The organism is Streptococcus vicugnae (genome assembly GCF_016461705.1).
GTDB lineage: Bacteria > Bacillota > Bacilli > Lactobacillales > Streptococcaceae > Streptococcus > Streptococcus vicugnae.
On the sequence record NZ_JAEMHW010000001.1, the window covers coordinates 460,843 to 486,615 of the forward strand.

Annotated in this window: 28 protein-coding genes; 2 read left to right on the top strand and 26 right to left on the bottom strand. The window is 37.3% G+C overall.

Annotation, left to right across the window (positions count from 1 at the left end; genetic code table 11):
• Nucleotides 1–14: 14 nt before the first annotated feature.
• From JG537_RS02275 to JG537_RS02350, 16 genes are all read right to left on the bottom strand, one after another.
• Nucleotides 15–752, bottom strand: coding sequence for a class I SAM-dependent DNA methyltransferase (locus JG537_RS02275; protein WP_199543077.1), 738 nt, complete (start codon nucleotides 750–752; stop codon nucleotides 15–17).
• Between the two features lie 85 nt (nucleotides 753–837).
• Nucleotides 838–1,191: a ribosome silencing factor gene (gene rsfS, locus JG537_RS02280; RefSeq protein ID WP_003066240.1), complete on the bottom strand. Its 354-nt coding sequence runs from the start codon at nucleotides 1,189–1,191 to the stop codon at nucleotides 838–840.
• Complete coding sequence (locus JG537_RS02285) at nucleotides 1,192–1,704, bottom strand: cysteine hydrolase family protein (protein ID WP_199543079.1); 513 nt, start codon at nucleotides 1,702–1,704, stop codon at nucleotides 1,192–1,194.
• Complete coding sequence (gene yqeK, locus JG537_RS02290) at nucleotides 1,701–2,300, bottom strand: bis(5'-nucleosyl)-tetraphosphatase (symmetrical) YqeK (protein ID WP_199543096.1); 600 nt, start codon at nucleotides 2,298–2,300, stop codon at nucleotides 1,701–1,703. The genes JG537_RS02285 and yqeK overlap by 4 nt, the downstream gene beginning before the upstream one ends.
• Nucleotides 2,290–2,928, bottom strand: a complete 639-nt coding sequence (locus JG537_RS02295; protein ID WP_199543098.1) for a nicotinate-nucleotide adenylyltransferase — start codon at nucleotides 2,926–2,928, stop codon at nucleotides 2,290–2,292. The genes yqeK and JG537_RS02295 overlap by 11 nt, the downstream gene beginning before the upstream one ends.
• A 66-nt stretch (nucleotides 2,929–2,994) precedes the next feature.
• Nucleotides 2,995–3,309, bottom strand: a complete 315-nt coding sequence (gene yhbY / locus JG537_RS02300) for a ribosome assembly RNA-binding protein YhbY (protein WP_074482503.1) — start codon at nucleotides 3,307–3,309, stop codon at nucleotides 2,995–2,997.
• Nucleotides 3,310–3,419: 110 nt separating this feature from the next.
• Nucleotides 3,420–4,538: a ribosome biogenesis GTPase YqeH gene (gene yqeH / locus JG537_RS02305; protein WP_199543112.1), complete on the bottom strand. Its 1,119-nt coding sequence runs from the start codon at nucleotides 4,536–4,538 to the stop codon at nucleotides 3,420–3,422.
• Nucleotides 4,538–5,065 (bottom strand): YqeG family HAD IIIA-type phosphatase, encoded by a 528-nt coding sequence (locus JG537_RS02310; protein WP_199543116.1) that lies wholly within the window; start codon nucleotides 5,063–5,065, stop codon nucleotides 4,538–4,540. The genes yqeH and JG537_RS02310 overlap by 1 nt, the downstream gene beginning before the upstream one ends.
• A gap of 119 nt (nucleotides 5,066–5,184) precedes the next feature.
• Nucleotides 5,185–6,093: a DMT family transporter gene (locus tag JG537_RS02315; protein ID WP_199543119.1), complete on the bottom strand. Its 909-nt coding sequence runs from the start codon at nucleotides 6,091–6,093 to the stop codon at nucleotides 5,185–5,187.
• A gap of 241 nt (nucleotides 6,094–6,334) precedes the next feature.
• Complete coding sequence (gene gatB, locus JG537_RS02320; RefSeq protein ID WP_199543121.1) at nucleotides 6,335–7,777, bottom strand: Asp-tRNA(Asn)/Glu-tRNA(Gln) amidotransferase subunit GatB; 1,443 nt, start codon at nucleotides 7,775–7,777, stop codon at nucleotides 6,335–6,337.
• Nucleotides 7,777–9,243 (bottom strand): Asp-tRNA(Asn)/Glu-tRNA(Gln) amidotransferase subunit GatA, encoded by a 1,467-nt coding sequence (gene gatA / locus JG537_RS02325; RefSeq protein ID WP_199543125.1) that lies wholly within the window; start codon nucleotides 9,241–9,243, stop codon nucleotides 7,777–7,779. The genes gatB and gatA overlap by 1 nt, the downstream gene beginning before the upstream one ends.
• Nucleotides 9,243–9,545 carry an Asp-tRNA(Asn)/Glu-tRNA(Gln) amidotransferase subunit GatC gene (gene gatC / locus JG537_RS02330; protein WP_006532958.1) on the bottom strand — a complete coding sequence of 101 codons (303 nt, stop codon included), beginning with the start codon at nucleotides 9,543–9,545 and terminating at the stop codon, nucleotides 9,243–9,245. Before gatC ends, gatA begins: the two co-directional genes overlap by 1 nt.
• Before the next feature lie 177 nt (nucleotides 9,546–9,722).
• Complete coding sequence (locus tag JG537_RS02335) at nucleotides 9,723–10,271, bottom strand: cysteine hydrolase family protein (RefSeq protein ID WP_199543128.1); 549 nt, start codon at nucleotides 10,269–10,271, stop codon at nucleotides 9,723–9,725.
• Nucleotides 10,271–11,056 carry a GTP-sensing pleiotropic transcriptional regulator CodY gene (gene codY / locus JG537_RS02340; RefSeq protein ID WP_003066268.1) on the bottom strand — a complete coding sequence of 262 codons (786 nt, stop codon included), beginning with the start codon at nucleotides 11,054–11,056 and terminating at the stop codon, nucleotides 10,271–10,273. Before codY ends, JG537_RS02335 begins: the two co-directional genes overlap by 1 nt.
• A 205-nt stretch (nucleotides 11,057–11,261) precedes the next feature.
• Complete coding sequence (locus JG537_RS02345; RefSeq protein ID WP_132869385.1) at nucleotides 11,262–12,476, bottom strand: pyridoxal phosphate-dependent aminotransferase; 1,215 nt, start codon at nucleotides 12,474–12,476, stop codon at nucleotides 11,262–11,264.
• Between the two features lie 36 nt (nucleotides 12,477–12,512).
• Nucleotides 12,513–14,279 carry a glycerophosphodiester phosphodiesterase gene (locus JG537_RS02350; RefSeq protein WP_199543131.1) on the bottom strand — a complete coding sequence of 589 codons (1,767 nt, stop codon included), beginning with the start codon at nucleotides 14,277–14,279 and terminating at the stop codon, nucleotides 12,513–12,515.
• A gap of 318 nt (nucleotides 14,280–14,597) precedes the next feature.
• Between JG537_RS02350 and JG537_RS02355 the strand changes: the two genes are divergently transcribed.
• Nucleotides 14,598–15,050 (top strand): universal stress protein, encoded by a 453-nt coding sequence (locus JG537_RS02355; protein ID WP_074482515.1) that lies wholly within the window; start codon nucleotides 14,598–14,600, stop codon nucleotides 15,048–15,050.
• Between the two features lie 77 nt (nucleotides 15,051–15,127).
• Here JG537_RS02355 and JG537_RS02360 read toward each other — a convergent pair whose 3' ends face one another.
• Nucleotides 15,128–16,531: a Cof-type HAD-IIB family hydrolase gene (locus JG537_RS02360; RefSeq protein ID WP_199543134.1), complete on the bottom strand. Its 1,404-nt coding sequence runs from the start codon at nucleotides 16,529–16,531 to the stop codon at nucleotides 15,128–15,130.
• A gap of 70 nt (nucleotides 16,532–16,601) precedes the next feature.
• Between JG537_RS02360 and JG537_RS02365 the strand changes: the two genes are divergently transcribed.
• Nucleotides 16,602–17,564, top strand: coding sequence for an asparaginase (locus JG537_RS02365; RefSeq protein WP_199543137.1), 963 nt, complete (start codon nucleotides 16,602–16,604; stop codon nucleotides 17,562–17,564).
• Between the two features lie 47 nt (nucleotides 17,565–17,611).
• On the opposite strand, the gene JG537_RS02370 is transcribed toward JG537_RS02365, so the two are convergent.
• The 9 genes from JG537_RS02370 to JG537_RS02410 all read right to left on the bottom strand — a co-directional run bounded on the left by JG537_RS02370 (nucleotide 17,612) and on the right by JG537_RS02410 (nucleotide 25,693).
• Nucleotides 17,612–17,821: a helix-turn-helix domain-containing protein gene (locus JG537_RS02370; RefSeq protein ID WP_014335241.1), complete on the bottom strand. Its 210-nt coding sequence runs from the start codon at nucleotides 17,819–17,821 to the stop codon at nucleotides 17,612–17,614.
• A 10-nt stretch (nucleotides 17,822–17,831) separates the two neighbouring features.
• Nucleotides 17,832–18,335 (bottom strand): DUF2975 domain-containing protein, encoded by a 504-nt coding sequence (locus JG537_RS02375; protein WP_199543139.1) that lies wholly within the window; start codon nucleotides 18,333–18,335, stop codon nucleotides 17,832–17,834.
• Nucleotides 18,336–18,362: 27 nt separating this feature from the next.
• Nucleotides 18,363–18,830, bottom strand: coding sequence for a hypothetical protein (locus tag JG537_RS02380; protein WP_132869095.1), 468 nt, complete (start codon nucleotides 18,828–18,830; stop codon nucleotides 18,363–18,365).
• Between the two features lie 56 nt (nucleotides 18,831–18,886).
• On the bottom strand, nucleotides 18,887–19,354 hold the full coding sequence (locus tag JG537_RS02385) for a hypothetical protein (RefSeq protein WP_199543142.1): 468 nt from the start codon (nucleotides 19,352–19,354) through the stop codon (nucleotides 18,887–18,889).
• 486 nt (nucleotides 19,355–19,840) lie between these two features.
• Entirely contained in the window at nucleotides 19,841–21,856 is a 2,016-nt protein-coding gene (recG, locus tag JG537_RS02390; RefSeq protein WP_199543155.1) for an ATP-dependent DNA helicase RecG, read from the bottom strand.
• A 91-nt stretch (nucleotides 21,857–21,947) separates the two neighbouring features.
• Nucleotides 21,948–23,054, bottom strand: a complete 1,107-nt coding sequence (alr, locus tag JG537_RS02395; protein ID WP_199543158.1) for an alanine racemase — start codon at nucleotides 23,052–23,054, stop codon at nucleotides 21,948–21,950.
• 68 nt (nucleotides 23,055–23,122) lie between these two features.
• Nucleotides 23,123–23,482 (bottom strand): holo-ACP synthase, encoded by a 360-nt coding sequence (gene acpS / locus JG537_RS02400; protein WP_132869099.1) that lies wholly within the window; start codon nucleotides 23,480–23,482, stop codon nucleotides 23,123–23,125.
• 120 nt (nucleotides 23,483–23,602) lie between these two features.
• The gene (locus tag JG537_RS02405) at nucleotides 23,603–24,658 is read right to left on the bottom strand and encodes a 3-deoxy-7-phosphoheptulonate synthase (protein ID WP_132869100.1); all 1,056 of its coding nucleotides are present in this window, start codon (nucleotides 24,656–24,658) and stop codon (nucleotides 23,603–23,605) included.
• Between the two features lie 3 nt (nucleotides 24,659–24,661).
• Entirely contained in the window at nucleotides 24,662–25,693 is a 1,032-nt protein-coding gene (locus JG537_RS02410) for a 3-deoxy-7-phosphoheptulonate synthase (RefSeq protein ID WP_132869101.1), read from the bottom strand.
• Between the last annotated feature and the right edge of the window lie 80 nt (nucleotides 25,694–25,773).

Here is a 25,773-nt window from a genome sequence, read left to right on the forward strand (position 1 = left end):
GAGAAATTTCTCCCCTACTTCTGACAGACAAAGAACCAACGTTCTGATTTTTTGCGTGGTTTTTTGTCTTCGAAATCAGCGTAGAGTTTGAATGATTTGAAACCTGCTTGTTCCAAGAGGATGTCGTAAGTCAAGACTTCATATGTACGTTCTTCGTGGACTTCGTCGTAGCGTGTGAAGCGTCCGTCTTCGTCTTGCAAGAAGAAAGTCAATTCGTGGACAACTGAGTGCGGTGCATCATCAGCGTACGTGTCCCAGACCATGGCAAATTCTTCAGCATTTTCATGGTAAGAATAACCAGGAAAGACAGTGTCAGTCTTATAAGTTGAGTGTACGTCAAAGATGAAGACACCGCCGTCATTTAAGCTGTCATAGACTTGTTTGAAGACATCACCGACTTCAACTTCATCAGCCATATAACAGATAGAATCTGAGTAGCATGTCACCAAGTCGTATTTACCAGCTTGCGACAAATCAAGCATGTTGCCTTGCTTGAACTCGATATCTTCACCAGCAGCTGTTGCACGTTTTCTTGCGATTTCAAGCATATCCTCGCTCAAATCAAGCCCTGTCACGTCGAAGCCAGCTTTAGAAAAGCGTACTGACTGAATCCCAGTTCCACAGGCTAATTCCAAGAGCTTTTTCTTATCTTTTGGAAAATGGCGGAGCGAAAAGTCTGTCCATTTATCATAAAGGCTGTCGTCCATGATGGCATCATAAACCGCTGCAAATTTTTCGTAGTTTTTGTTCATTGTTTTGTCCTATCAAACTTCTATCATTCTTAGAATGAAATAATCTGAGACAAGTGCCCCAGATTATAAGAATAATGCTGCAAAATTAAGCAAGGTATTCTGACACGTCAACCATTGGTGCTTCATGCCACAATTTTTCGATGTTGTAGTGTTCACGTTCGTCTTCTGAGAAGATGTGAACAACAACGTCGTTAAGGTCAAGAAGTACCCAACCTGTACGACTATCACCTTCAGCATGACTGGCATCACCACCAGCTTCTTTAACTTTTTCACGAATATTTTCTGCAATAGCGTCCAGTTGACGTGTGTTCATAGCGCTAACCACTACAAAATAATCTGTCACACTAGTCAAACCATAAAGGTCCAAAACAACCATGTCTTCTGCACGTTTTTCATCAGCTGCTTTAACAACCAATTCTAGTAATTCTTTTTTATCCATTTAATCCTCTTTTAAAATTTCTTCTAAATCAGCCACTTGGGCAAAACGTCCATTCCAAGTGCTTTCATAATGCTGTATTAATTGTTCTGCTGTAATTTCTCTTTCAGCAAAGGTAGTCGTGCCATTTTTAATAACTGCCAAATCATAGCCAAACTCAAACGCCACCTTAACAGTCGTATCAATGCAATAATTCGTTGCCATGCCAATGATAATCAGCCGCTCAATAGATTGGCTATCCAGATAAGTCTGTAAATGAGTTTCTTTAAAAGCACTATTATATTGCTTATCAAAGATTTTTTCTCCTGCTTTCGGAGCAACACCGTCGTAAATTTTCCAGCCATGACTTCCTGTTAGTAGTTCATCGTCATTGTGGCGGACGTAAATCACCTCAATGTTTTTCTCACGACAAGTGGCGATTGCTTTTTGCCAGACAGACAAGCAGTTATCAACTACATACGGTTTAGCCTCTATCAAGGCTGTTTGAATATCAATCACTAACAGAGCTGTTTTCATTTGTCATCTTTCATAAACCCAACATACGCATTATAAGTTTCAATGGTTTGTGGGAAGATTGGAAAAGCTTGGTGTGCAAGGTGCTCAACGGTATGAACCGTTTCATAAGCCACTGCCTTATCAAGCGATTCTTTAGCAATCACACGCGCTTTTTCCACCAAAGGAAAGCGACGCCCTGGCTCGATGTAATCAGCTACATAGATAATTTTATCAAGCAGTGACATGTCACCTGAACCAACGGTATGTGTTTCAATACTACGCAAGATTTCCTTATCAGTGACACCCAAATCTTCTTGAATCTTATAAATGCCGACCATGCCATGCCAGACATTATTTCCCCATTTTTTGAGTTCTGGATCAAGCTGATGCTTATCAATCAAATCCAAAAATTCTTGATCAGAGAGTTCTTTGGCGTAATCATGAATCAAGCCAGCAAGTCCAGCTTTTTCAGTATCACAACCAAAACGCTCAGCTAGTTCAATAGCAGCTTTTTCAACACCAAGAACATGTTTGAAACGCTTCTCGCTCATAACAGCTGATACTTTATCTAAAAGCTCAGCACGTTCAATTCCCGCAGTGTATGTCTCATAGGTCACGGTAAAGCCCTTCTTTCTCAATGTAGTCGATAACAGCAGGTGGCGTCAAGAAGTTTGGACGACAACCCATTTCAAAATGATGACGAACTAAACTTGATGAGATGTCCATCATTGGCACATCTACCCAGATGACAGGATATGATGTTCCAGCCTTATATTTAGGACGTTGAACACCAACAAACTGCACCATTTTAATCAATTCATCAATTTTGTACCATTTTGGAAGGTAATCAACCATATCAGCACCAATAATGAAATAGTAATCCACGTCCGGATTTTTTTCAATCAAAAGCTTCATGGTATCGTAAGTGTAACTGACACCTTTACGTTCTAGCTCAATAGTTTCAATGTCCAAGCCTTCAACACCCTCAATAGCTAATTCAAGCATTTTCAAGCGGTGTTTTTCATCAATCGTTTCTTTTTTATCAAGATGTGGTGGCTCATATTCGGGCATAAGAAGAACTTTGTCCAAACTTAATTGTTGGCGGACTTGGTCAGCAACCACGAGATGAGCATTGTGGACAGGGTTAAAATTTCCGCCCAAAATACCAATTTGCTTACGATTTTTATCTTTTTCTTTTTTCTCCAGTTCCACTTTGGTAAATGGAGTAACTAATTCTAATGCCATACGACTACCTCCGAGATAGGCATTACGCCCAGCTCTTTTAACTACACTGTCTATATTAGAAACAGACTATTTATTAAGTTCTTTTACTTTTGGTGAGATTTTACGGTTTTGTTTTTTAGATGATTCTTTGTAAAGAATAATGATACGACCGATTTTTAGTACTGTATCACAACCAATCTCATCTTCTAAGATTTCAGCAACTTCATGAATATCTTCATCAGTATTTTGAAGAAGTGTTACTTTAATCAATTCTCGTGCATCTAATGCATTACGAATACTTGTTTTAATTTGGTCGTTAAGACCATTTTTACCAATTTGAACAATTGGTTTCATTGAATGTGCTTGTGATTTCAAAAAAGCACGTTGTTTTGATGTTAACATATCTATAACTCTAAGGGCATTCTCAAAAGCAGATGTCACTTAAGCGCCCTCTGCTTGCCCACGCTCAAACCAAGCAAGCTTGATTTGAACTTCCTTTCTTTTTATTTTCCTTAAATCAACGCTTTACGAAGAATAACAGCCACACCTTCTGGCGCCCAAGCTGCAATCTTCACAGGTTTATCTTGTGAGGCTTTAATACGAATCCAACCAAGACCAGAATATACAACATCCATTTTATCTTTGATGGTAAATTCGTGACGGACTAGTTTTGGAAACTCAGCTAATTCTTTATCACTTGGTGGTGTCAAAAGACTACCAACGTGTTTATCATAGAAAGCATCAGCACCAGCTAATTTTGTTCGATGTAATTTCAAATTATTATCAAAATAAGCTGTGAAACCTTGTTTGTCACCAGCCACAAAATCAAAGCGACCCAAACCAGCTAAGAACAAAGTTTGTTCAGGATTGAGTTGGTAAGTTTTTGGTTTGATTTCTTTCTTAGGACTAATGTATTTTAAGTTTTTATCGCTAAGGTAATGCGCCATTTGGTGACGGTGAATGATACCTGGTGTATCGAAAATATGGCTACCGTCATCCAATGGGATTTCAATCTTATCAAGAGTTGTTCCTGGGAATCGAGAAGTTGTAATAATATCTTTTTCACCAGTAATTTCTTTGATGATAGCATTGATAAGTGTTGATTTACCAACGTTAGTCACACCTACCACATAAACATCACGTCCACGACGTAATTTTTCAATCTTATCAATCAAGTCCTTGATAGCTTGGTGATTTTGTGCACTTGTCAAGATAACGTCAACTGGTCGAAGTCCTTCTTCGTGAGCACGCTCAGTCAACCATTGTGTCACTTTACCTGTTTTTACAGATTTTGGCAAAATATCTTTTTTGTTTCCGACAAGAAGAACATCATTGCCAGAGACAAAGCGTGACAATCCTGGGATAACTGATCCATTAAAATCAAAGATATCCACAACATTAACCACAAGTGCATCACTATCCCCAACTTCGTGAAGAAGTTTCAAGAATTCGTCATCAGTAATGTGCACGTCAGTGATTTCATTGTAGTGACGTAATCTAAAACATCTTTGACAATACAATTCACCTGTTTCTAAGCCTTTTTCAAGAGCTGCTTTCGGTGTGTATCCTGCTTGTTCTTTATCTTCTGTTTGAATTTTGGCTCCGCAGCCAATACATAATAATTCTTCCATTAAATTCCTTTTTGATATTGGATTTTTCCGTATTTTTCTTCAAGTTTAGCCCAAACACGACGTTCACGCCAACGATTAATTCTAGTATTCCAAGCATCAGATTTAACCAAAGGTTTAACCAAAACAGATTGAATATCTGCACGGTGTGCCGCACGAATATCTGTCATCAACTGGTCACCAACCATGATAACTTCGTCACGGTCAAATCCATAACGCTTAATGGCTTTATTAATACCACGTGTGAAAGGCTTCATGGCACGGCTAACAAAATCCACACCAAAGCGTGATACCGCACGATCAACACGTGAATGACTATTATTTGATACAACAACAACTGAAATGTCAGCCATGGTCATTTCATCCAACCACGCGCGTACTTCAGGTGTCCCATCTGGGTTATTCCATGCAATTAAGGTATTATCTAAATCTACTAAAACGGCATGAATTCCATGTCGCAACAAATCGTCTGCTTTTAAATCATAAACTGCCTCAACCACGAAGGTCGGCCTATAATCGTCTATACTCAAATTACTCTCCAAAAAAATATATTTTACTATTTATTTTAACATATTTAGACCAATATGGCGAATTGGATAATACCTTAATTTAATAAAAAAGAGTGGAAAACCACTCTTTAATGAAATTGTTATTGCAATTGTTTTTTGACGACTACTAAATCTCGTAAAGAAATTAATAGAACCGCACCGATAATAAAAATCATTCCTAGAAAATCCATCGGATAAAAGACTTCGTGCATAATAGTCAAAGAAAAGAAAACTGAAGAAATTGGTTCAACACAGGCAAGCAAACTTCCCTTAACCGCGCCAACAATAGCTGTTCCCTTTAAAAATAAGCTATAGGCAAAAACCGTTCCAACAATGATGATTCCAAACAAACCAATCCAATTGCCAACATTTAGCACTAGAGTGTATTGCCATGGATGTACCAAAATCGGAAAAACAATTCCACCCATAATCATGCCAAGACCAATCACTGTGAAGCTACCATACTCACGAATTAATTTCGCCGGTAAAATAATATAAAACGAATAAGTTACCGCTGAAAATAGTCCCCAAGCAAAGCCACATGGTGTGATTGCTAGACCATCTAGACGTCCATGCGTTGCGATGATAAAAGTCCCTAAAATCGCTAAGATAATCGCCAAAATTTCACTTCCTCTTGGCAGTTGTTTCTTTCTCAAAGAGACATAGGCCAAAACAAGAATTGGCGCCATATACTGTATAACCGTTGCTGTCCCTGCATTTGTGCTTTCAATTGCTCTTAGATAAGCATACTGATTCATCACAAGCCCAATCAGTGAAAAAATGGCAATACCACCAAGCGCTTTTAATGACGTCACAGCCTTCAAAAACGTCTCACGCTGATTGAGTGCTGCAATAGTCGTCATTATCACACCAGCTGTAATTAAACGCACGCAAGACAATAAATCGACATTAATTCCATGGGCCATCAAATATTGCCCAGAAACCCCAGAAATCCCCCAGAATATCCCTGCAACAAGAACCATAATAGTTCCCTTAAACATCTTATTCATCTTAACTCCATCTACCTTACCAAATAAAATTCAGCTCCAAGTATAACACATTTAGCAGCTAGAAAACACACCATTTATGACACTTTTTGTAAAGTAATCTTTCTAAAAATTCTATTATTTTTGGAGATTATAAAAGCAAGTAAAATAGATTAAAAATAAGTCTAATACTTCTCCGACTAGCCCACTCAATCCACACTGTTTGGAATAAAAAAATCACCCCTTAGGGTGATTTTCACTAATATTAGTCTTCTTTTAGTTTTGCCAATTCTTGTGCCAACAATTTAAGAGCAACTTGTGGGTTAGCTTTACCTTTTGTGGCTTTCATCAAGAATCCAGTGAAGGCTTTATCAGCATTACGTTTACCAGATTTGAAGTCAGCAACGGCAGCTTCATTATCTTCAAAGACTTGGTGGATAATTGGAATAAGCACAGCAGGGTCAGAAATTTGAACCAAACCAGCTTTTTCAACGTATTCACGCGCAGAACCACCGTTTTTAGCCAAGTGAACAAAGACTTTCTTGGCAATTTTTGATGAAATTGTACCATCAGCGATGATTGCAAGCATTTCAACAAGGTTTTCTGGTGTCAACAAAATTTCTGAAAGTGTTTTGTTTTCGCTGTTAAGGAATTGAGCCACTTCACCTTGCAACCAGTTAGAAACGTGTTTAGCATCACCACCAAGAGCTACTGCACTTTCAAAGAAATCAGAAGTTTCTTTTGTTGCTGTCAATTGCGCAGCATCGTAAGCTGTCAAGCCAAATTCATTAATGTATTTAGCACGACGTTCTTTTGGAAACTCTGGAAGAGTTTGACGCATTTCTTCAATCCATTCGTCAGACACTTCGTAAAGTGGTAGATCTGGTTCTGGGAAGTAACGGTAATCTGATGAACCTTCTTTGACACGCATCAAGATTGTTTCACCAGTTGATTCATCATAACGACGAGTTTCTTGTTGAATTTGACCACCTGAACGAAGTACTTGTGCTTGACGTTTTTGTTCATAGATAAGACCTTTACGCACGTTGTTAAATGAGTTCAAGTTTTTCAACTCAGCTTTTGTACCAAATTCTTCTTGACCATAAGGGCGAAGAGAAATATTGGCATCCACACGCATAGAACCTTCTTCCATCTTAACATCAGAAATACCAGTGTATTGGATAACTTCTTTAAGAGCAGTTAGATAAGCGTAAGCTTCTTCTGGTGAACGCATATCAGCTTCAGATACGATTTCGATAAGTGGCACACCTTGACGATTAAGGTCAACATATGAGTAACCATCAGTACCGTGAGTGTTTTTACCAGCATCTTCTTCCAAATGAGCACGTTCGATACGAATTTTCTTAGTTGAACCATCTTCAAGTTCAATTTCAATCCAACCATTGTATCCAATTGGTTCATCAAATTGTGAAATTTGATAAGCTTTTGGATTATCTGGGTAGAAATAGTTTTTACGGTCAAAGTGCATGTTTTGGTGAATGTCCATGTTAAGGGCTAAAGCTGCTTTAATACCAGCGTCGATAACACCTTTGTTCATTACAGGAAGAACACCTGGGAATGACCAGTCGATAACGTTTGTATTTGTATTTTGGTCGTTACCAAAATGTGTTGATGTCGGTGAAAAAATCTTTGAATTAGTGTTTAACTCAACGTGGACTTCAAGCCCGATGACTGTTTCAAAGTTCATTATTTGTCACCTCCAAAAATAACGGGTTGTTGTTTATGATAATCAGTTGTTGCTTCAAAAGCTGCTGCTGCTTGATAGATTGTTTCTTCGCTGTATTTAGGACCAATCAATTGCATACCAACTGGAAGACCTTGAGCAAATCCTGCAGGAATTGAAATACCTGGAAGACCAGCCAAGTTAACAGGAATTGTCAAAATATCAGCCAAGTACATCGCAACTGGATCGTGGTTAAGTGTATCCAAACCAAATGCTACACTTGGTGCTGTTGGACCTAAGATAAGGTCATAGTCAGCAAAGATTTTTTCGAAGTCACGAATAATCAATGTACGAACTTGACCAGCTTTTTTGAAGTAAGCATCGTAGTAACCTGATGACAAGCTAAATGTACCAAGCATGATACGACGTTTCACTTCATCACCAAATCCTTCACTACGAGTGTTCACGTAGATGTCTTCAAGGTTGTTGTAGTTTTCAGTGCGGTAACCATAACGAATACCATCGAAACGTTGCAAGTTTGAAGAAGCTTCTGATGATGCGATGATATAGTAAACTGCTACACCGTATTTACTGTGTGGAAGGCTAACTTCTTCAACAGTAGCACCAAGTTTTTCAAAGTGTTTTGCAGCATTAAGAATTGTTTCTTTAACTTCTGGGTCAATACCTTCACCAAGATATTCTTTTGGAAGGGCAATCTTCATCCCTTTAATATCTTGACCGATTTTACCAGTAAAGTCAGGAACTTTGCGGTCAGATGATGTTGCATCTTTTGCATCATGACCAGCAATAACGTTCAACAATTGCGCATTTTCTTTAACCGTTTGAGCAAATGGACCGATTTGGTCAAGTGAGCTACCAAAGGCAATCAAACCAAAACGAGACACACGTCCGTATGTTGGTTTCAAACCAACAACACCATTGAAGGCTGCTGGTTGGCGGATAGAACCACCAGTATCTGAACCAAGTGACAAACGAACTTGACCTGATGCTACTGCAGTTGCAGAACCACCAGATGATCCACCAGGAACTTTAGTTTGGTCCCAAGCATTTTTAGTTTTCTTGAAGTATGATGTTTCAGTTGAACCACCCATGGCAAATTCGTCCATGTTTGTTTTACCGATAACCACCATATCTTTGCCGTAAACTTTTTCAACAGCAGTCGCATCAAAAATTGGTTCGTAGTTATAAAGCATTTTAGATGCTGCAGTTGTCAAGATACCACGTGTTGAAATGTTATCTTTAACAGCCAAAGGAATACCAGACATCACATTATCAGCATCGATACCTTTTTCATCGATAGCTTTTGCTTGTGCAAGCGCAGCTTCTTCAGAAACAGTGATGAATGAATCTACGGCTGCTTCGCGTTCTTTAATATCTTCAAGTGTTGCTTTTGTTAATTCAACTGCTGAGATTTCTTTATTGACAAGAAGATTGTGCAACTCATCAATTGATTTTGTATTAAATGACATTATGCATCTCCTCCGTCTTCTAGGATAGCAGGAACTTTAATATAGTAATTTTCAGATTGAGGCACGTTTTTAAAGAGCTCATCGCGATCGTCACCAGCTACTGCAACGTCTTCGCGCATAACAGTCTTACGATCTGCCATTGTCGTTGTTACAGGGACACCCTCTGTATCAACTTCGTTCAAGAGTTCTACCATATCGACAATCTTAGACAAAGTTGTCGCAAATTCTGTTGTTTCTTCTTCAGAAAATGACAATTTTGACAGATTTGCTACATGACGAACTTCTTCTTCAGAAATTTTCATCTCTATCTCTCCTTGATTAAATTAAATCGTAAACCAAATTTACAACATAGTCCCTAAAATTATACCATATTTTACTTTTCTTTAACATGTAAAAGAAATGGAGAAAGCTCTTTCCAGAGAATTTTTCACACTTTTCTTCTAAAGTAAAAAAAGAAGTGGTCACCCACTTCTTTCAACTTAAATAATCTTTGCTCCTAAAACATTTTTGAAATGATTTAAAGCAAACTGATGATTTTCTTGTGTTAAGCTCGCTACTGCCGCGGCAGGAATCTCAATATCATACCCAAGATTATAGGCATCGATAGCTGTGTGTAAAACACAAATATCCGTTAGAACACCTGTCAAAACAACTGTTGTGACACGACGTTCACGTAGTCGAATATCTAAATCAGTCCCTGAAAAAGCTGAATAATGACGCTTATCCATCCAAAAGACACGTTGATCTGACTGGATTGTTTCATACAAGTCGGCTAGTTTACCATACAAATCACGTCCACTTGTCCCCTTGATATTATGTGGCGGGAACAATTTTGCTTCTGGATGAAAATCATCACCTTCATCATGAGCATCAATGGCAAAGAAGATATAGTCTCCAGCTTCATACGCTTCTTTAGTTACTCGGACAATATCATCTTCAATAGCTTGCGCTGGTTTTCCAGCAGTCAATTTACCATCGTCAGCTACAAAATCGTAGGTATAATCAATTGAAATAAGAGCTTTTGTCATTAATTATATTCCTTTAATTTATCAAAGATACCTTCATTGATGACTTTAAGGTAAGTACCTTTCATACCCAATGAACGGCTTTCGATAATTCCTGCTGATTCCAATTTACGTAGGGCATTAACAATAACTGAACGTGTGATACCAATGCGGTCAGCAATAACTGATGCAGTTAAGCGACCTTCTGTACCGTCTAATTCACCCAAAATAGCTGATACAGCTTTCATTTCTGAGTAAGAAAGAGTGTTGATGGCCATGTTAACAGCTGTTTGTTTACGAATAGTTTCTTCAAGATTTTCAGTTTGAAGGTTAAGTAATTGGATACCAACTACTGTAGAGGCAATTTCAACAAGAATCAAATCATCTTCTAAAAACTCTTTATCATTACGCCAAATGATAAGAGAACCTAGACGCATACCACCACCATAAATTGGTGCAATAGTTGTCAAGCCATCAGGGTAGATATCTTTTGATTCTACTGGGAAAATAGTCAATTCATTATCCACAGACAAGTTTGCCTCTGTGTCGTAAACACGACTAGCCGCTTTAACATAGCTTTCTGGGAATTGTTTAGCGTCAAAGAATTCCTCTACGCGGTCAGTATTTGTTTTATACTTCATTGCATAACCAAGAAGGTTACCTCCTCCGTTGATGATGCAAGCGTTACAATCAATGATATCAGCTAATTGAGCAGCCATTGTATTATATGGCAATTCAGTGTCTAAGCTGTCAACAGAGCGTTGCAAAATTGATGTAATCTTTCGTGTTTTTTCTAATAAATTCGGCATTTTCTACTTCCTTTGCGTTATTTGCGTTACAATTATATCAAAGGAACCCTTATTTTGCAAACAATTATCAGAAAATTTCTGTATCTTCTGATAACTTTGTAAGCGGATACTTTTCAACCTGAATTTAATCAAAAAAATCATTAGAACGTTCGTTTTTTTAAGCCTTACCAAGCTAAAAAAGCGATAACATTCTAATGATTAGTTCCTATCGTCTATATTGACTTAGAACACGTGTTAATTTCTCTTGGACCTCTGCCAATTCTTCAACACGTGGCAAATATACAATTCGGAAGTGATCTGGTTCTTTCCAGTTAAATCCTTTACCAGGAACCAACATCACTTTTTCTTGTTTCAATAACTCTAAACAGAATTGTTCATCGTCATCGATTTGATACATATCACGATCAATTTTAGGGAAAATGTAAAGCCCTGCTTCTGGTTTCACTGCTGACAAACCTGGAACTTCATTAACTGCTTTATAAATGAAGTTACGTTGTTCGTAGATACGACCTCCAGGAATCAAAAGTTCATCAACTGATTGGTAACCACCTAGAGAAGTTTGCACAACATTTTGCCCCAGTACATTGGCACAAAGTCGCATATTAGCTAGCATATTAAGCCCTTCAATATAGCCCTTAACGTTATGCTTAGGACCTGATAGAACCATCCAACCAACACGGAAACCACAAATGCGATGTGATTTTGATAAACCATTCATTGACACGCAGAAAACATCTGGTGCTAAGCTAGCAATTGCTGTATGTTTTTTACCGTCCATTACCAAGCGATCGTAGATTTCATCTGCGAAAATGATTAAGTCATTTTGACGAGCAATTTCTACAATCTCTTTTAACAAATCATCTGGGTACAAAGCACCCGTTGGGTTATTAGGATTTATGATAACAATCGCTTTAGTATTTGATGTAATTTTTGACTTGATGTCATCAATATCAGGATACCAATTAGCTTGTTCATCACAGAGATAATGCACCGCATTTCCTCCTGCTAGGCTAACGCAAGCTGTCCACAATGGATAGTCTGGCATAGGAACCAAAACTTCATCACCGTCATCAAGAAGAGCTTGCAACGACATTGAAATCAACTCAGAAACACCGTTTCCTAGGTAAATATCATCAATATCCACATGTGGGAAACCTTTTAATTGACAGTATTGCATAATAGCCTTACGGGCAGAAAAAATTCCTTTACTATCAGAATACCCTTCACTGTTTCGTGCATGAGCAATCAAGTCACGAATAACTTCGTCTGGTGCTTGAAAACCAAAAGCTGCTGGGTTCCCAGTATTGAGGCGAAGAATTTTTTCACCATTAGCAATCATGCGGTTTGCTTCATCAAGAATTGGGCCACGAATATCATATGCAACGTGTTCTAGCTTTGAAGATTTATCAAATATTTTCATAGATTTTACCTCGTTTCAAATATTATAAACTTTCCTTTATAATTTTTCAATCCAAGAAAGGTCCGTTAATCGTAAAAAATAATCAAGATAGTTATCATCAGAGGATAGTTCTTTTTCAATTTTCCGAACGGTAACTGTGTAGTCTGTGATAATCCCATCGGTACTAGTTTCTAGGTACCTTTGAATATCATCTCTAGAATTAACTGTCCAAACATAGATTTTCTTACCATTTTGATGCGCCCTACGAGCTAAAAATTCATTATAAGAAAAGTCCTCAATTGCATAAAAATCCACTTTTTGACTTGTGAAATCACCAAGTTGAAATGAAATCGTATAACCAGACTGAATAGTAGGATCAAGCTGTTTGACTTTCTCAATAGTCTTTAAATCAGCGGACATAACCAGATAAGAAGAATCGATATTTAGCTCTTTCATTTTATCCACAAAAAGTTGTTCATAATTATCAGGCTCATTTCCAGCTGGTTTTAGTTCAACTAACAACTTAACTCCTAACTGTTTAGCCTTAGCGACGTACTCTTCAAATGAAACTATTTTTGATTGGTGTCCAGATTGTTTTATTTTTAAACCAAGGACATCTTTAGCCTGAGATTTGGAAATACTAATATTTTTTCCAGTTAGACGTTTAAGGTTATCATCATGGCTAACAATAAAGTGACCATCCTTTGATAAAATAATATCCATTTCTGAATAAGTCGCTCCTGCATTAGCAGCCGCTTCTAAAGACTCTAAAGAATTTTCAACACCTTGAGAAACCATACCTCTGTGAGCGATAATCGATAAATTTTTCGACGGTTCCCCAGAAGCTTTCAAAGCGTTGTATGTAAAATTAATACCACCAACAACTATCAAAAGTCCAGTCAAAGCTAACAAGCGATGTTGCTTTTTCCTTTCATCAGTAAACTGATTTTGAATTTTCTCATGTTCAAATCCCTTTAACAGATATGAGAGGGAGGTTAGCTTAAATGCCAAACGTCCTGCAAAAAGGACACCCCAGACATATGATAAAAATAAGGTTTCAACCCAAAAAGTTTTATCACTGCCATCGACAAGAGCAGCTAAAGTAATTCCAAATCCACTTAACAGCCCAACAATTGCTATAACCGCTAGAGCTATGATACCAATTCCAAATAATCTAAAGAATTTCTTTCCCTGAGTCAACTGCCAAGATTTCTTCATATAATGAGTGAAGCGTTGTTTATTTTGAGTGACTGCCAGAGGAAGAGCATAGATAAAGCGCAAATTAAGATAAGCCAAAATAATATATAAGCCATAATAAATCACTTTGCCATTTGTGGATTTCACCAGCTCTCCTGAAATAAAATTAGGAATATAAAGATTTTCTAGCAAAGCTGATGACACCAAAAATTCAACAAAGGGAATAGTCAGAATCAAATATAATAAGTAGGCAAGGAAATGCCAACCAGAAATCAATTTAAAGAAATTACGGCTTCTCTCCTTGAAATAAGAGAATCCCACTCCAAGCTTAGATTCCTTGAACTCAATAATTCCTACTAATAGAGAAAACTCTAGGTAAACTAAAAAGGCTAGCAGTAAAAGATATAAAAAAAGTACAAGCAAAGTCAAAGGATTGGTTAAAAAACTCAATAAATTATCTGTAGTAATTCCTGGGATATTTGAATTAACCAAAATAACTCTTAAAAGTAAAGACAACATATAAGCTCCAACTGTCGTCATCAACAACTGGAGAATACTTGTCCTTAAGATATAAGTATACTTGTGTCTGTTTAAGTCCTTTAAAACATTTTTGATATCTTTAATCATACTTTTCCTCACTTTTACCATTATAGCAAAAATATTCAGAAAAATTCCTTAAACGCTTTCATTTTTTACCCAAATAGAGTATAATAATTTTAGGGATATTTCTCATGATAATTGTAAGCGGTTAACGTTTGATTATCTTATCCCGACTAGCTTATTAAAATTATTGATATGGGCAGGAAGTTTGGAATGCGGAATGCTGTTATCTTATTAACAGCTGACAGATAACTAACCTTAGTTCTCGATAAACCAAGATTTCTTACCAGTCCTACATTTTCGCTCACTTTTACGCTCTTGCTAGCATAATTAAGGAGGCAGCTTATGTCACATCATTATGAAAAAATCCTAATTGCTATTGATGGTTCTTATGAATCAGAATTGGCTTTTGAAAAAGGGGTAAATGTTGCACTACGCAACAACGCAGAGTTACTACTTACACACGTCATTGATACACGCGCTTTGCAAAGCGTAGCTACTTTCGATACTTACGTCTATGAAAAACTCGAACAAGAAGCTAAAGAAGTATTGGATGACTACGAAAAACAAGCTCGCGATAAAGGATTGACAAAAATCAAACAAATCATTGAATTTGGCAATCCAAAAACACTCCTAGCTCGTGATATTCCTGATAAAGAAAAAGCTGATTTGATTATGGTTGGGGCTACTGGTCTTAACACATTTGAACGACTTCTTATTGGTTCTTCATCAGAATACATTATGCGCCATGCAAAAGTCGATTTGCTAGTTGTTCGTGATAGCGAAAAGACATTCTAAGTCTTGAGTAATATCAATTCTCTTTAATAATAATTTTTAATCAACTATTCTATAATTACGAAAAAAGCCAAGTTAGTCTAATGACTAGCTTGGTTTCTTTTTTTACGATTTAACGATTTTTGAATTTGTCGGTCCAGCTCACGTTTAATTGCAGGTTCTGGTGCAAATTTTTCTTCCCAATCATCTGGTTTTAAAATCTTATGTGTAACTGGATCAAAGTGCGCTTGACCATCAGGGAATATTTTACCCATATTTGACTCATGAACAATATCAAAAAATGGTTTTGGGTCAACCCCCATCAAAACAAAGGAACCATAAGTCAAATACAACAAATCCGTCAAAGCATCCACCTGACCAACAAGTGGTGTCTCAGGATGTTCTTTACTTTTAATTTTATGAACAGCTTTATCCACAGCTTCATGCAAATTAGCTACAGATTGTTGGAAAGCTTCTGGATTTCCTTTACTTGTCGCATACAAGAATTCGACAATCTCTTCAACTTTGAAATCAGAGCGATGGTCAGCTTCCTCAACCCCATATAATCTAGGAGTCTCATAAGTTTCACCGTCCATTTGATGGTGGAAATCTTTGACTTTATTGAAGTTGTCATCTTGACTATCAAAGCGTTCACCAACTTCAACGTGAATCAAACCATAGTGAGCTAAGGCTTTTGAAATACCATCATTGTTGTTAGTATCTGTTGTATAAGTTGCTACGGACTTGACAGACTCGATAGCATTTCCCATAGCAACACTAATACCGACACCAGATAACATTTCAATATCATTATCAGAATCACCAAAGGCCATGACCTCATCTAGGCTAAAGCCAAACATCTCACCGACTCGCTCAATTCCTTTGACTTTGGATTGTCCCTTTGAAATCAAGTCAGCTGAATAAGGGCTACTACGTGTGACTTTAATATAAGGAAAAGCATTTTGAATATTAGCTGTTTCACCTTCAGTTGCCACAAACACCACTTGATAAATCGGTTGACGCATAATCGCCAATAACCCATTTAAATTTTGTGGTTTGAAACGTCGGATAAAGTGTTTAAAACTGCGCTCCACCGCTTTTGCCCAACGTTTCGGAACAAGGGTGCTGACAACTTGACCAAAGCGACTTGTCCCCATGTTGATAATACGAGAGCCTAGCAAACCTGAAGCTGTTCCCAGAGAGATTTCACGGCGATGATCATTGGCATAACGAATCAAACGATAAACCGTCGACACAGCCATTTGATTATGATAAAGCACCTGATCTCGTGTAAAAATATATTGACCATTATAAGAAATAGCAAAATCCAAACCAAGATTTTCTAGATATGGTTGCACAAAACCTGGACCACGTCCCGTTGCCACTCCCACAAAAATTCCTTGTTTTTTCAAACTATTTATAGCTTTCAAGGTCGATTGTTGCACATTCTTACGATCATTCAAAAGTGTCCCATCAATATCAAAAAATACTGCTTTTATTGCCAAACCGTTTCTCGCCCTCCCTCTTTATGTTAAAATAGATTATATCACATTTTTAAAAGGAAGTTTTATTGTCATGAAAAAAATCCTTGTCTTGCACACGGGTGGCACCATTTCAATGCAGGCTGATGAAGCTGGTCATGTCCGCCCAGAAAATGATAATCCGATGAACCATGTCGGTGTCAATCTTGAGAACATTCAAGTGACAGCACTTGATTTTTTTAATGTTCCAAGTCCCCATATTACACCAAGACACATGTTAAAGCTTTATCAAAAAATAAAAGAAGAAGCTGAAAACTATGATGGTGTTGTCATCACTCATGGTACTGATACCCTTGAAGAAACAGCCTATTTTCTCGATACAATGGAAGTTCCTAACATTCCAATCGTCCTTACTGGTGCCATGCGCTCATCAAATGAGTTAGGTAGTGATGGTGTTTATAACTATCTTAGCGCCCTTCGCGTTGCTAGCCATGAAAAAGCCATCGGCAAAGGTGTCTTGGTCGTTATGAATGATGAAATTCATGCTGCAAAATACGTCACAAAAACACACACTACTAACGTTTCAACCTTCAGAACACCCATTCATGGGCCACTTGGCATCATCATGAAACACGATATTCTCTTTTTCCGTACCGCAGAACCTCGTGTTCGCTTTGATTTGCAAGATATCTCAGGTACAGTTCCTATCATCAAAGCTTACGCTGGTATGGGAGGCGATGGTATCATTAGTTTCCTTAATCCAAGCAACGTTCAAGGTGTGGTCATCGAAGCACTTGGTGCTGGAAACATGCCACCACGCGCTGCTGAAGAAATCTATGACCTCATCAAGCAAGGAGTTCCTGTTGTCCTTGTCTCACGTTGCTTTAACGGTATTACTGAACCTGTTTATGCCTACGAAGGAGGCGGCGTTCAACTCGCTAATGCTGGGGTTATGTTCGTCAAAGAACTCAATGCCCAAAAAGCCCGCTTAAAACTCCTTATCGCCTTAAACGCAGGCTTAAAAGGACAAGAACTAAAAGAATATATCGAAGGATAAAAAATCCACACAAAAAAGCTGAAATCCGAATCTGGACTTCAGCTTTTTTACTCTTCATCAGGAATGTATTCTAAAATATCACCAGGTTGGCAGCCTAACTCACGACAAATCGCATCTAGTGTCGTTAAACGAACCGCTTTTGCTTTACCTGTTTTTAGGATAGAGAGATTAGCATTTGTAATACCGATACGTTCAGCTAATTCACCTGATTTCATTTTTCGTTTTGCTAATTCAACATCAAGATTAATTTGAATCATATGACTACCTCTAAATTGTAAATTCATTTTCTTCAGCAATGATATTAGCTTCTTTTAAAATCATTGAAAATACCCAAACAACAAATGCAGCTACCAGATAAGCCCAGTTAACAAAAGTCAAAACTCCTGAACCAGAACACAAACTTTGGAACCAACTATCTAAAAATGCAAGGGCAATAAAATTGTACTCAACATAACGAGCTAGTTTTACATTTTCTGGTGTAAAAATATTATTATCGATGATATTTTTGAAAAATAATTTCACAAAAATAAGGAGCGCAATCCAAAGGCATGAATTAACAGCAAACAAACTAAGAAATGATGGCGAATGCAAGAGCTTTTCCGGAATATCAACGTTAAGTGAAAAACCATTTCCAGCTTGATTAGTCAAATCTATATGAGGTTGTGTTAAAGAAAGAGTAATTCCGACTATTGTAGATAAGATGATTAAAGCAATCGTAACATTAATAATAACATTAGCAACTTTCAAAGCTTTATAGTTTGTTTTTTTCATGATTGTCTCCTTAAAAATATTTTCCCATTAAGCTAAGTGACGAGCACGAAGCCATTTACTAATCACAACAGCAAGGACCAAAAAGCCGCAAACTGAAAAGTCAACTGTCATATTACTTGTATTAGAAGCATTTGTCAAGATGTTTTGGAAAACTGATACCACAAATGTGTAAAGAGTTGCTTTTTTCAAAAAGCTATAAGTACGGTCTGAAAGAATATCAGCAACTGTCAAATCAGAAAGGAAAGCTTTTAATTTAGTAAGTCCGTAAATAATGGCACCATTTACCAGACAAGTCAAAAATGTAATGCCCCAAGTATGTTGGCTCTTACTAATTGCCCACTCAATCATACCGTATTGACCTAGAGCCATTTTATCGTAACCGTAAAAATGTGAAGCAAAGTCAGCAAGAATGATTAAAACAAGACTCACAACAGTGATGTTGATAGCAATTTTAGCAACAGTTTTGACAGCAGTTTCGATAGTTTTTGTATTCATAATAAATCTCCTTTTTATATTAATAAATGGTGGGTATAACGAAAATGATCTTTGGTTTAAGCCGTGCGACGTGCACGTAGGTATTTAACAAGTAGATAAACAAGAACGAAATAAGCGCAAATTGAAAAATCAAAAATAAGATGTGCTTGATGCATTGATGTTGATAGCATATTTTGAAGAAATGATACAAAGAATGTATAAAGGCTAGCTTGTTTTAAGAAACGGTAGGTTTTATCAGCCAAAATATCTTTTACTGTAAAGTTGGCAATAAAGTGTTTGAGTTGTGTCAATCCATAAATCATAGCGCTATTTGTTACAATTGTCAGAGCTGTTACTAACCATGTATTCGTTTCTTTTCCAATTGTCCAATCAATCACTCCGTAATGACCAACATTGACTGTATCATAGCCATAAATATGTGAAATTAAATCTGCCAAAATAGTTAAGACTAAAACAACACTAGTAAGATTAATAGCAAGTTTAGCGGCTGTTTTGACGATGTTTTCGATAGTTTTTGTGTTCATGATAAATCTCCTAAAAATGTTTGTTATGGATTTGGAATTGAGCTCATTTTAAAATCCGTTTCACGATATTAAATTATTCTTTTTCGAAAATCTTTTATCGTTTTTCGATATATTTAGTATACCACAAGTTTTTCGTTTTGCAACACTTTTTTATCGAAAATCGATATTTTTTTATTTTTTCGTGAATTTTTCACTGTTTTTACCAGAATTTAAACATAAAAAAGCCCAGTCATTTCGACTGAGCCAGTTTTTTACTATGGTCTTACGTCTTTATCATGGGTGTTATTTATTACTGCCATAGAATACTATCAAAAAAGAGTACTCTTATCAGCCTACTTGCCGTAAGCTGGTTTTTCATCAATCTTTTTAGTAAAGGTCAATTTATAAGTCACGTGTATTGTCATAAGAGTTACCTCATCTTTCATTTTGTAACTTCATTATAAAAAGGAAAGCTTAAGCTTTCCTTGTAGAAGACTTACAAAAACCTTAATCAAAATTTCCTTTATCTTTGAGATTTTGACTGATAATCTGCCACTGTGGTTTATTCTTCCAATTTTTATCCGATACAATCTGACTGGCTACGCGTCTAGCTTCTTCAAGAATATTATAATCCTCAACAATATCAGCCACTTGAAATTCTGGAATTCCTGACTGACGTGTTCCAAAGATTTCTCCAGACCCACGCATCTTAAGATCAGCTTCTGCCAATACAAAACCATCTGTTGTCTCTGTCATGATTTTCATGCGTTCTTTCCCAGTTTGCATCTTAGGATTAGCTACTAAGATAGCATAAGATTGTTTTTCGCCACGTCCAACACGACCGCGAAGCTGATGCAATTGACTAAGTCCAAAACGATCAGCATCCATGATAATCATGATTGTGGCGTTTGGCACATTGACACCAACTTCAATAACTGTTGTTGAAACCAAGACCTGACTTTTTTGAGCTTTAAAATCTTGCATGATGGCTTCTTTTTCATCATTTTTCATGCGTCCATGCATTAAAGCTACCTGAGCCGTGTCTGCAAAGTAATCCGATAGCTCTTCATGCAAAGCAATGGCATTCTTCAAATCAAGCGACTCTGATTCTTCAATCAGCGGTGAAATGACATAAGCTTGCGCACCTTTTTGCAATTCTTTTTTGACCCAATCAAGCACCACATCTAATTGCTCGTGCTTCACCCAGCGAGTAATGATAGGCTTTCTTCCTGCAGGTAACTCATCAATAATAGAAACATCCATTTCACCAAAAGCGGTAATGGCAAGTGTTCGTGGAATAGGTGTAGCCGTCATCATGAGGACATCTGGATTTTCCCCTTTTTCACGGAAAATACGACGTTGATTAACCCCAAAACGATGCTGCTCATCAGTAATGACAAGACCTAAGCGGTGATAAGTCACTGCATCTTGAATAAGAGCATGAGTCCCCACAATCATATCTACTGAACCATCAGCAATCGCCGATAACGCTGCTTTTTTTGCCGCTGTTTTCATTCCTGATGTCAAAATGGCAATCGATAAATCTGGGAAAAGTTGCGTCAAACTGTCGAAATGTTGCTCAGCCAAGATTTCAGTCGGCACCATCAAAGCTGACTGAAAGCCTGCTGTATAGGCAGCGTACATAGCAAGACTAGCTACAACCGTCTTACCTGAACCAACATCTCCTTGTAAAAGGCGATTCATATGACCACCTGAGCGCATATCAGCTAAAATGTCACTCAAGCTTCGCTTTTGCCCACCTGTCAGTTTAAAAGGCAATCCTGCTATTTTATCAGCAAGTTTTTCTTCGTCATAAGCAATCGATAAACCGTTTGATTCTGATTTGTTATCTGCTTTTAAGGCTTGTAAATTCATTTGAAAATAGAAAAGTTCTTCAAATTTGATACGACGAAGGGCTTGTTTGTATTCTGCTAAATCCTTTGGAAAATGCATGGCTTCTGTTGCTCTTGCTCGACCTAATAATCGGTACTTATCCAAGAAAACTTGGGGTAGATTCTCAGGCAACCAATTTTGAGCACCTAGTTCAAAAGCTGCTTTTATGGCTTTGATAAGAGCATTTTGTGAAATGCCCTGCGCTACACGGTAAACAGGCTGCATATCATCTTCAACCTGAGCTAAAATTTTCATCCCTGTCACAGCAGATTTGATGGCATCCCATTTCCCAAAAATCGCCACATCACTACCTAGCTCGACTTTATCCGCTAAATAGGGTTGATTGAAAAATGACACCGCAATAACAGCTTCACCTTGTTTGATTTTAAAAGAAAGGCGATTTCGCTTATAACCATAGTACTGAACGTTTGCCGGTGTTACCACTGTTCCAACGATAACAGCTTTTTCCCCGTCAACTAGATCTAAGACGCTTTTACTCTTAAAATCTTCATAACGAAAAGGATAGTACAACAATAAATCCTCAATCGTATAAATGTCTAATTTATGGAATTTCTCTGCGGATTTAGCACCAATTCCTTTTAATACCTCAATTGATGATTGTAAATTCATAAAACCTCACTTTTCTATTATTATAACAAAAATAGATTCTAAATCGTCGTAAGTCTCCTCACAACGATTATAGAATCTGCTTTTTAATCACTTATTTTGAATAGAAACGTGGGATACGGTCACTCAAAAGACAAAGAACTTCATAATTAATTGTACCGCGTTTTTGAGCTAAATCAGTTGCTGAAATAACATTATCGCCTTCTTGACCAATCAAGGTTACTTTTGTTCCAATTGGGAATTTTTTAGGCAAACGAATTGTAATTTGGTCCATTGAGACACGACCAACAATTTCACAAAACTGACCATTAACAAGGACTGAGAAGCCTTGCAAATCACGTGTCCAACCATCAGCATAACCGATTGGCACTGTCGCAATGTATTCTTCTTTTTGTGCTGTATAAGTTGCACCATAACCAACTGTTGCACCAGCAGGAATTGTTTTCACGTGAACTAGTGCTGATTCCAAACCAAGAGCTGGTTTAATAGGATAAGGCAATTCAATATCTGTTCCACTTGGATTCAAACCATACATAACAATACCAAGACGAACAATATTAAAGATGGTTTCACTGTGCCAAATACTTGTTGCTGAGTTACTAGCATGAACAAGAGCTGGTTTATCACTCAAGTTATTCACCAAATTCGTAAAGAATTCCAATTGCTCATTAAATTTAGTATCGTCAGCTTCATCAGCCGTCGCAAAGTGAGTAAAGATTCCTTCAACATTAGCACCGGCTTTTTTCAAGTTAGCAATCAAGCTATCAGCTTCTTCAAGACTACGTACACCGATACGTCCCATACCTGAATCAACTTTCAAATGAACATTTACCCCTTTAAGGCTAATATCTTGCTCATTTGCCAAATCAAGCCATTCTTGACTAGCTACAGTCAATGTAATGTCATAATCACGCGCCAAAGCAACCTCATTAGGCATGATAACACCTAAAATCAAGATTGTTTCTTCAATACCCGCTTCACGAAGTTCAAGAGCTTCGTCAACATTTGATACACAAAATCCATCAACTAAATGATGTACAGCTTGCGCTACCTTTTTAGCACCATGTCCATAGGCATTAGCTTTAACAACCGCAAAAGCTTTTTTCCCTTCTGGAATATTAGCTTTAACCGCCTCGATATTTTGACAAATAGCACCCAAATCAATTAAGGCTCTTGTTGGTCGGTGTAAACTTGAAATCATTTTTTCTCCTCCAAAGCTAGTAAAAAATTTCTCGATTAATCCTACTTTTCATTTTTCAAAAAAACTTATTACTTATCATCTTCTAAGATAACACTGGCTTGCACAAGATTTCCCGTATGAGAAAGTGAGATAAAAGCTCTCCCAGAAAATGGGGACTGAGTAATCTCAGGAGCACCAAGTTGGTTATTCAGAATTTCAATATCTTTAAAACCAACAGGACCAATACCTGTTCCCATTGCCTTAGCAAAAGCTTCCTTTGCTGCCCAACGTCCTGCTAAAAATTCCATTTGTCTTTTTTCAGCTTTAAAGCTTGAAAAAACTTGAAATTCTTTTTCTGTCAGTACGCGCTTTGCAAATCTATTATTCTTCTCATACGCTCGCTTGATTGCATCTATTTCTTGCAAGTCAATGCCGTGACCAATAATCATACGTCTCCTTTGTGAAAAACGATTTTAAACCAAATCAAAATTCTTATTAGCCAAATCGCCAATGATTTCCAAAACTAAGGAGCTGAGAAAAATCCCCAGCCCCATAGGTTATTCAATTAATTAGAATAGCAATTCTTCATAAGAATCATGACTTAAGGTTGCATGGATTTCACGAATCAATTTTTCAGTTTTATCCCATCCTAGACATGGGTCTGTGATCGATTTTCCAAATACCTCTGGTGTATCTTGGCGACCATCTTCCAAGTAAGATTCAATCATGAATCCACGTACATACTTGTTAATTTTATCACTCCAGTCGCGATTAATCAATGTTTGACGTACAATACGGATTTGTTCAAGATATTTTTTACCAGAATTATCATGATTTGTATCAACAACGATAAATGGATTCTTAAGCCCCATCTTTTCGTAATGAGCAATTGCTTTCAACAAGTCATCATAATAGTAATTTGGCACATTTTCACCGTGCTCATTAAGTGAGCCACGAAGAATGGCATGCGCCAATGGATTACCATCTGTTTCAACTTCTGCACTATGATAAATAAAGTTTTGTTTGTTTTGTGCGGCATAAATACCGTTAAACATAACATTCAAATTACCAGACGTTGGATTTTTCATCCCTGTTGGGGCATCAATTCCTGAAGCAACAAAGCGATGCTCTTGGTCTTCGACTGAACGAGCTCCAATAGCGTGATATGACACCAAATCATCTACCAATGGAAGATTGTCTGGATATAGCATTTCATCAGCTGTTGTCAAGCCTGTTTCAGTAATGACGCGATAATGCAAATGACGAACAGCAGCAACACCATTAATCAAATCTGGAAGTTTTGAGGTATCAGGCTGATGCATTAAGCCTTTATAACCATCACCGTTTGTGCGTGGTTTTGCTGTGTAGACACGCATAACAATAAAGATTTTATCTTTAACTTCTTCTTGAAGTTTTGCTAAACGGCGAGCATATTCCAGAACAGCTTCTTCGTTATCAGATGAACAAGGTCCGATGACCAAAAGAATACGATCATCTTCACCTTTGATGATTTTTGCTAGCTCAGCATCACGTGCTTTCTTCTTAGCAAGAAAATCACCTTCTAATTTTGATAGTTCTTTGACTTGTGCAATATCAATTGTTGCACTTTTTTGATGTATTCCCATAAATTATTTACCTAGTGTATCGTAAATTTCGTGAACAAGTTTTGCTGTATTGTCCCATCCAAGACATGGGTCTGTGATTGATTTACCAAATACCTCAGGTTTGTCTTGACGACCATCTTCTAAGTAAGATTCAATCATAAATCCACGAACGTATTTGTTAATTTTTTCATTCCAATCACGGTTAATCAATGTTTGACGGACAATACGAACTTGTTCTAAATATTGTTTTCCTGAGTTGTCATGGTTAGTATCGATAACGATAAATGGATTTTCAAGTCCCATTTTTTCGTATTGTTCAATAGTATCGATGACATTATCATAGTAATAGTTTGGCACATTCTTACCATATTCGTTAAGTGCACCACGAAGGATGGCATGTGCAAATGGGTTACCAGATGTTTCCACTTCTTCACCGTTAAACAAGAATGATTGTTTGTTTTGTGCGGCATAAATACCGTTAAACATAACATTCAAGTTACCTGAAGTAGGATTTTTCATACCTGTCGGAACACTGATACCTGAAGCAACAAAGCGGTGTTGTTGGTCTTCGACTGAACGAGCACCAACAGCGATATAAGATACCAAGTCATCTACCAATGGAAGATTTTCTGGGTAAAGCATTTCGTCCGCCGTTGTCAATCCTGTTTCTGAAATCACACGATAATGAAGGTGACGAACGGCTTTAATACCGTTAATCAAGCTTGGTGCCTCTGACGTATCAGGTTGGTGCATCAAACCTTTATAACCATCACCATTCGTACGTGGTTTTGCTGTATAGACACGCATCACCATAAAGACTCGATCTTTAACTTCTTCTTGAAGTTTTGCCAAACGATGAGCGTATTCAAGTACAGCATCTTCATTATCAGATGAGCAAGGACCGATAACCAAAAGAACTCGATCATCTTCACCTTTAATAATAGCTTCCAGTTCGCGATCACGAGCTTCTTTTTTAGCTAGAGCGTCACCAGTTAATTTTGATTCTTCTTTGAGAGCATCGAAATTAATCTTTTTACTTGTTGCTTTAAATGACATATATTTTCCCTCTCCTGAAATTAGTTAAGATTTTATATATTATACCATTTTCAAGAGGTTTTTCAATAAATTGTCAGAAT

Bases quoted from the DNA above. Each gene is read 5' to 3' on its own strand.
- JG537_RS02275 (WP_199543077.1), bottom strand. From the start codon at position 752: ATGAACAAAAACTACGAAAAATTTGCAGCGGTTTATGATGCCATCATG.
- rsfS (WP_003066240.1), bottom strand. From the start codon at position 1,191: ATGGATAAAAAAGAATTACTAGAATTGGTTGTTAAAGCAGCTGATGAA.
- JG537_RS02285 (WP_199543079.1), bottom strand. From the start codon at position 1,704: ATGAAAACAGCTCTGTTAGTGATTGATATTCAAACAGCCTTGATAGAG.
- JG537_RS02295 (WP_199543098.1), bottom strand. From the start codon at position 2,928: ATGGCATTAGAATTAGTTACTCCATTTACCAAAGTGGAACTGGAGAAA.
- yhbY (WP_074482503.1), bottom strand. From the start codon at position 3,309: ATGTTAACATCAAAACAACGTGCTTTTTTGAAATCACAAGCACATTCA.
- yqeH (WP_199543112.1), bottom strand. From the start codon at position 4,538: ATGGAAGAATTATTATGTATTGGCTGCGGAGCCAAAATTCAAACAGAA.
- JG537_RS02315 (WP_199543119.1), bottom strand. From the start codon at position 6,093: ATGAATAAGATGTTTAAGGGAACTATTATGGTTCTTGTTGCAGGGATA.
- gatB (WP_199543121.1), bottom strand. From the start codon at position 7,777: ATGAACTTTGAAACAGTCATCGGGCTTGAAGTCCACGTTGAGTTAAAC.
- gatA (WP_199543125.1), bottom strand. From the start codon at position 9,243: ATGTCATTTAATACAAAATCAATTGATGAGTTGCACAATCTTCTTGTC.
- gatC (WP_006532958.1), bottom strand. From the start codon at position 9,545: ATGAAAATTTCTGAAGAAGAAGTTCGTCATGTAGCAAATCTGTCAAAA.
- JG537_RS02335 (WP_199543128.1), bottom strand. From the start codon at position 10,271: ATGACAAAAGCTCTTATTTCAATTGATTATACCTACGATTTTGTAGCT.
- codY (WP_003066268.1), bottom strand. From the start codon at position 11,056: ATGCCGAATTTATTAGAAAAAACACGAAAGATTACATCAATTTTGCAA.
- JG537_RS02345 (WP_132869385.1), bottom strand. From the start codon at position 12,476: ATGAAAATATTTGATAAATCTTCAAAGCTAGAACACGTTGCATATGAT.
- JG537_RS02350 (WP_199543131.1), bottom strand. From the start codon at position 14,279: ATGATTAAAGATATCAAAAATGTTTTAAAGGACTTAAACAGACACAAG.
- JG537_RS02355 (WP_074482515.1), top strand. From the start codon at position 14,598: ATGTCACATCATTATGAAAAAATCCTAATTGCTATTGATGGTTCTTAT.
- JG537_RS02365 (WP_199543137.1), top strand. From the start codon at position 16,602: ATGAAAAAAATCCTTGTCTTGCACACGGGTGGCACCATTTCAATGCAG.
- JG537_RS02370 (WP_014335241.1), bottom strand. From the start codon at position 17,821: ATGATTCAAATTAATCTTGATGTTGAATTAGCAAAACGAAAAATGAAA.
- JG537_RS02375 (WP_199543139.1), bottom strand. From the start codon at position 18,335: ATGAAAAAAACAAACTATAAAGCTTTGAAAGTTGCTAATGTTATTATT.
- JG537_RS02380 (WP_132869095.1), bottom strand. From the start codon at position 18,830: ATGAATACAAAAACTATCGAAACTGCTGTCAAAACTGTTGCTAAAATT.
- JG537_RS02385 (WP_199543142.1), bottom strand. From the start codon at position 19,354: ATGAACACAAAAACTATCGAAAACATCGTCAAAACAGCCGCTAAACTT.
- recG (WP_199543155.1), bottom strand. From the start codon at position 21,856: ATGAATTTACAATCATCAATTGAGGTATTAAAAGGAATTGGTGCTAAA.
- alr (WP_199543158.1), bottom strand. From the start codon at position 23,054: ATGATTTCAAGTTTACACCGACCAACAAGAGCCTTAATTGATTTGGGT.
- acpS (WP_132869099.1), bottom strand. From the start codon at position 23,482: ATGATTATTGGTCACGGCATTGACTTGCAAGAAATAGATGCAATCAAG.
- JG537_RS02405 (WP_132869100.1), bottom strand. From the start codon at position 24,658: ATGGGAATACATCAAAAAAGTGCAACAATTGATATTGCACAAGTCAAA.
- JG537_RS02410 (WP_132869101.1), bottom strand. From the start codon at position 25,693: ATGTCATTTAAAGCAACAAGTAAAAAGATTAATTTCGATGCTCTCAAA.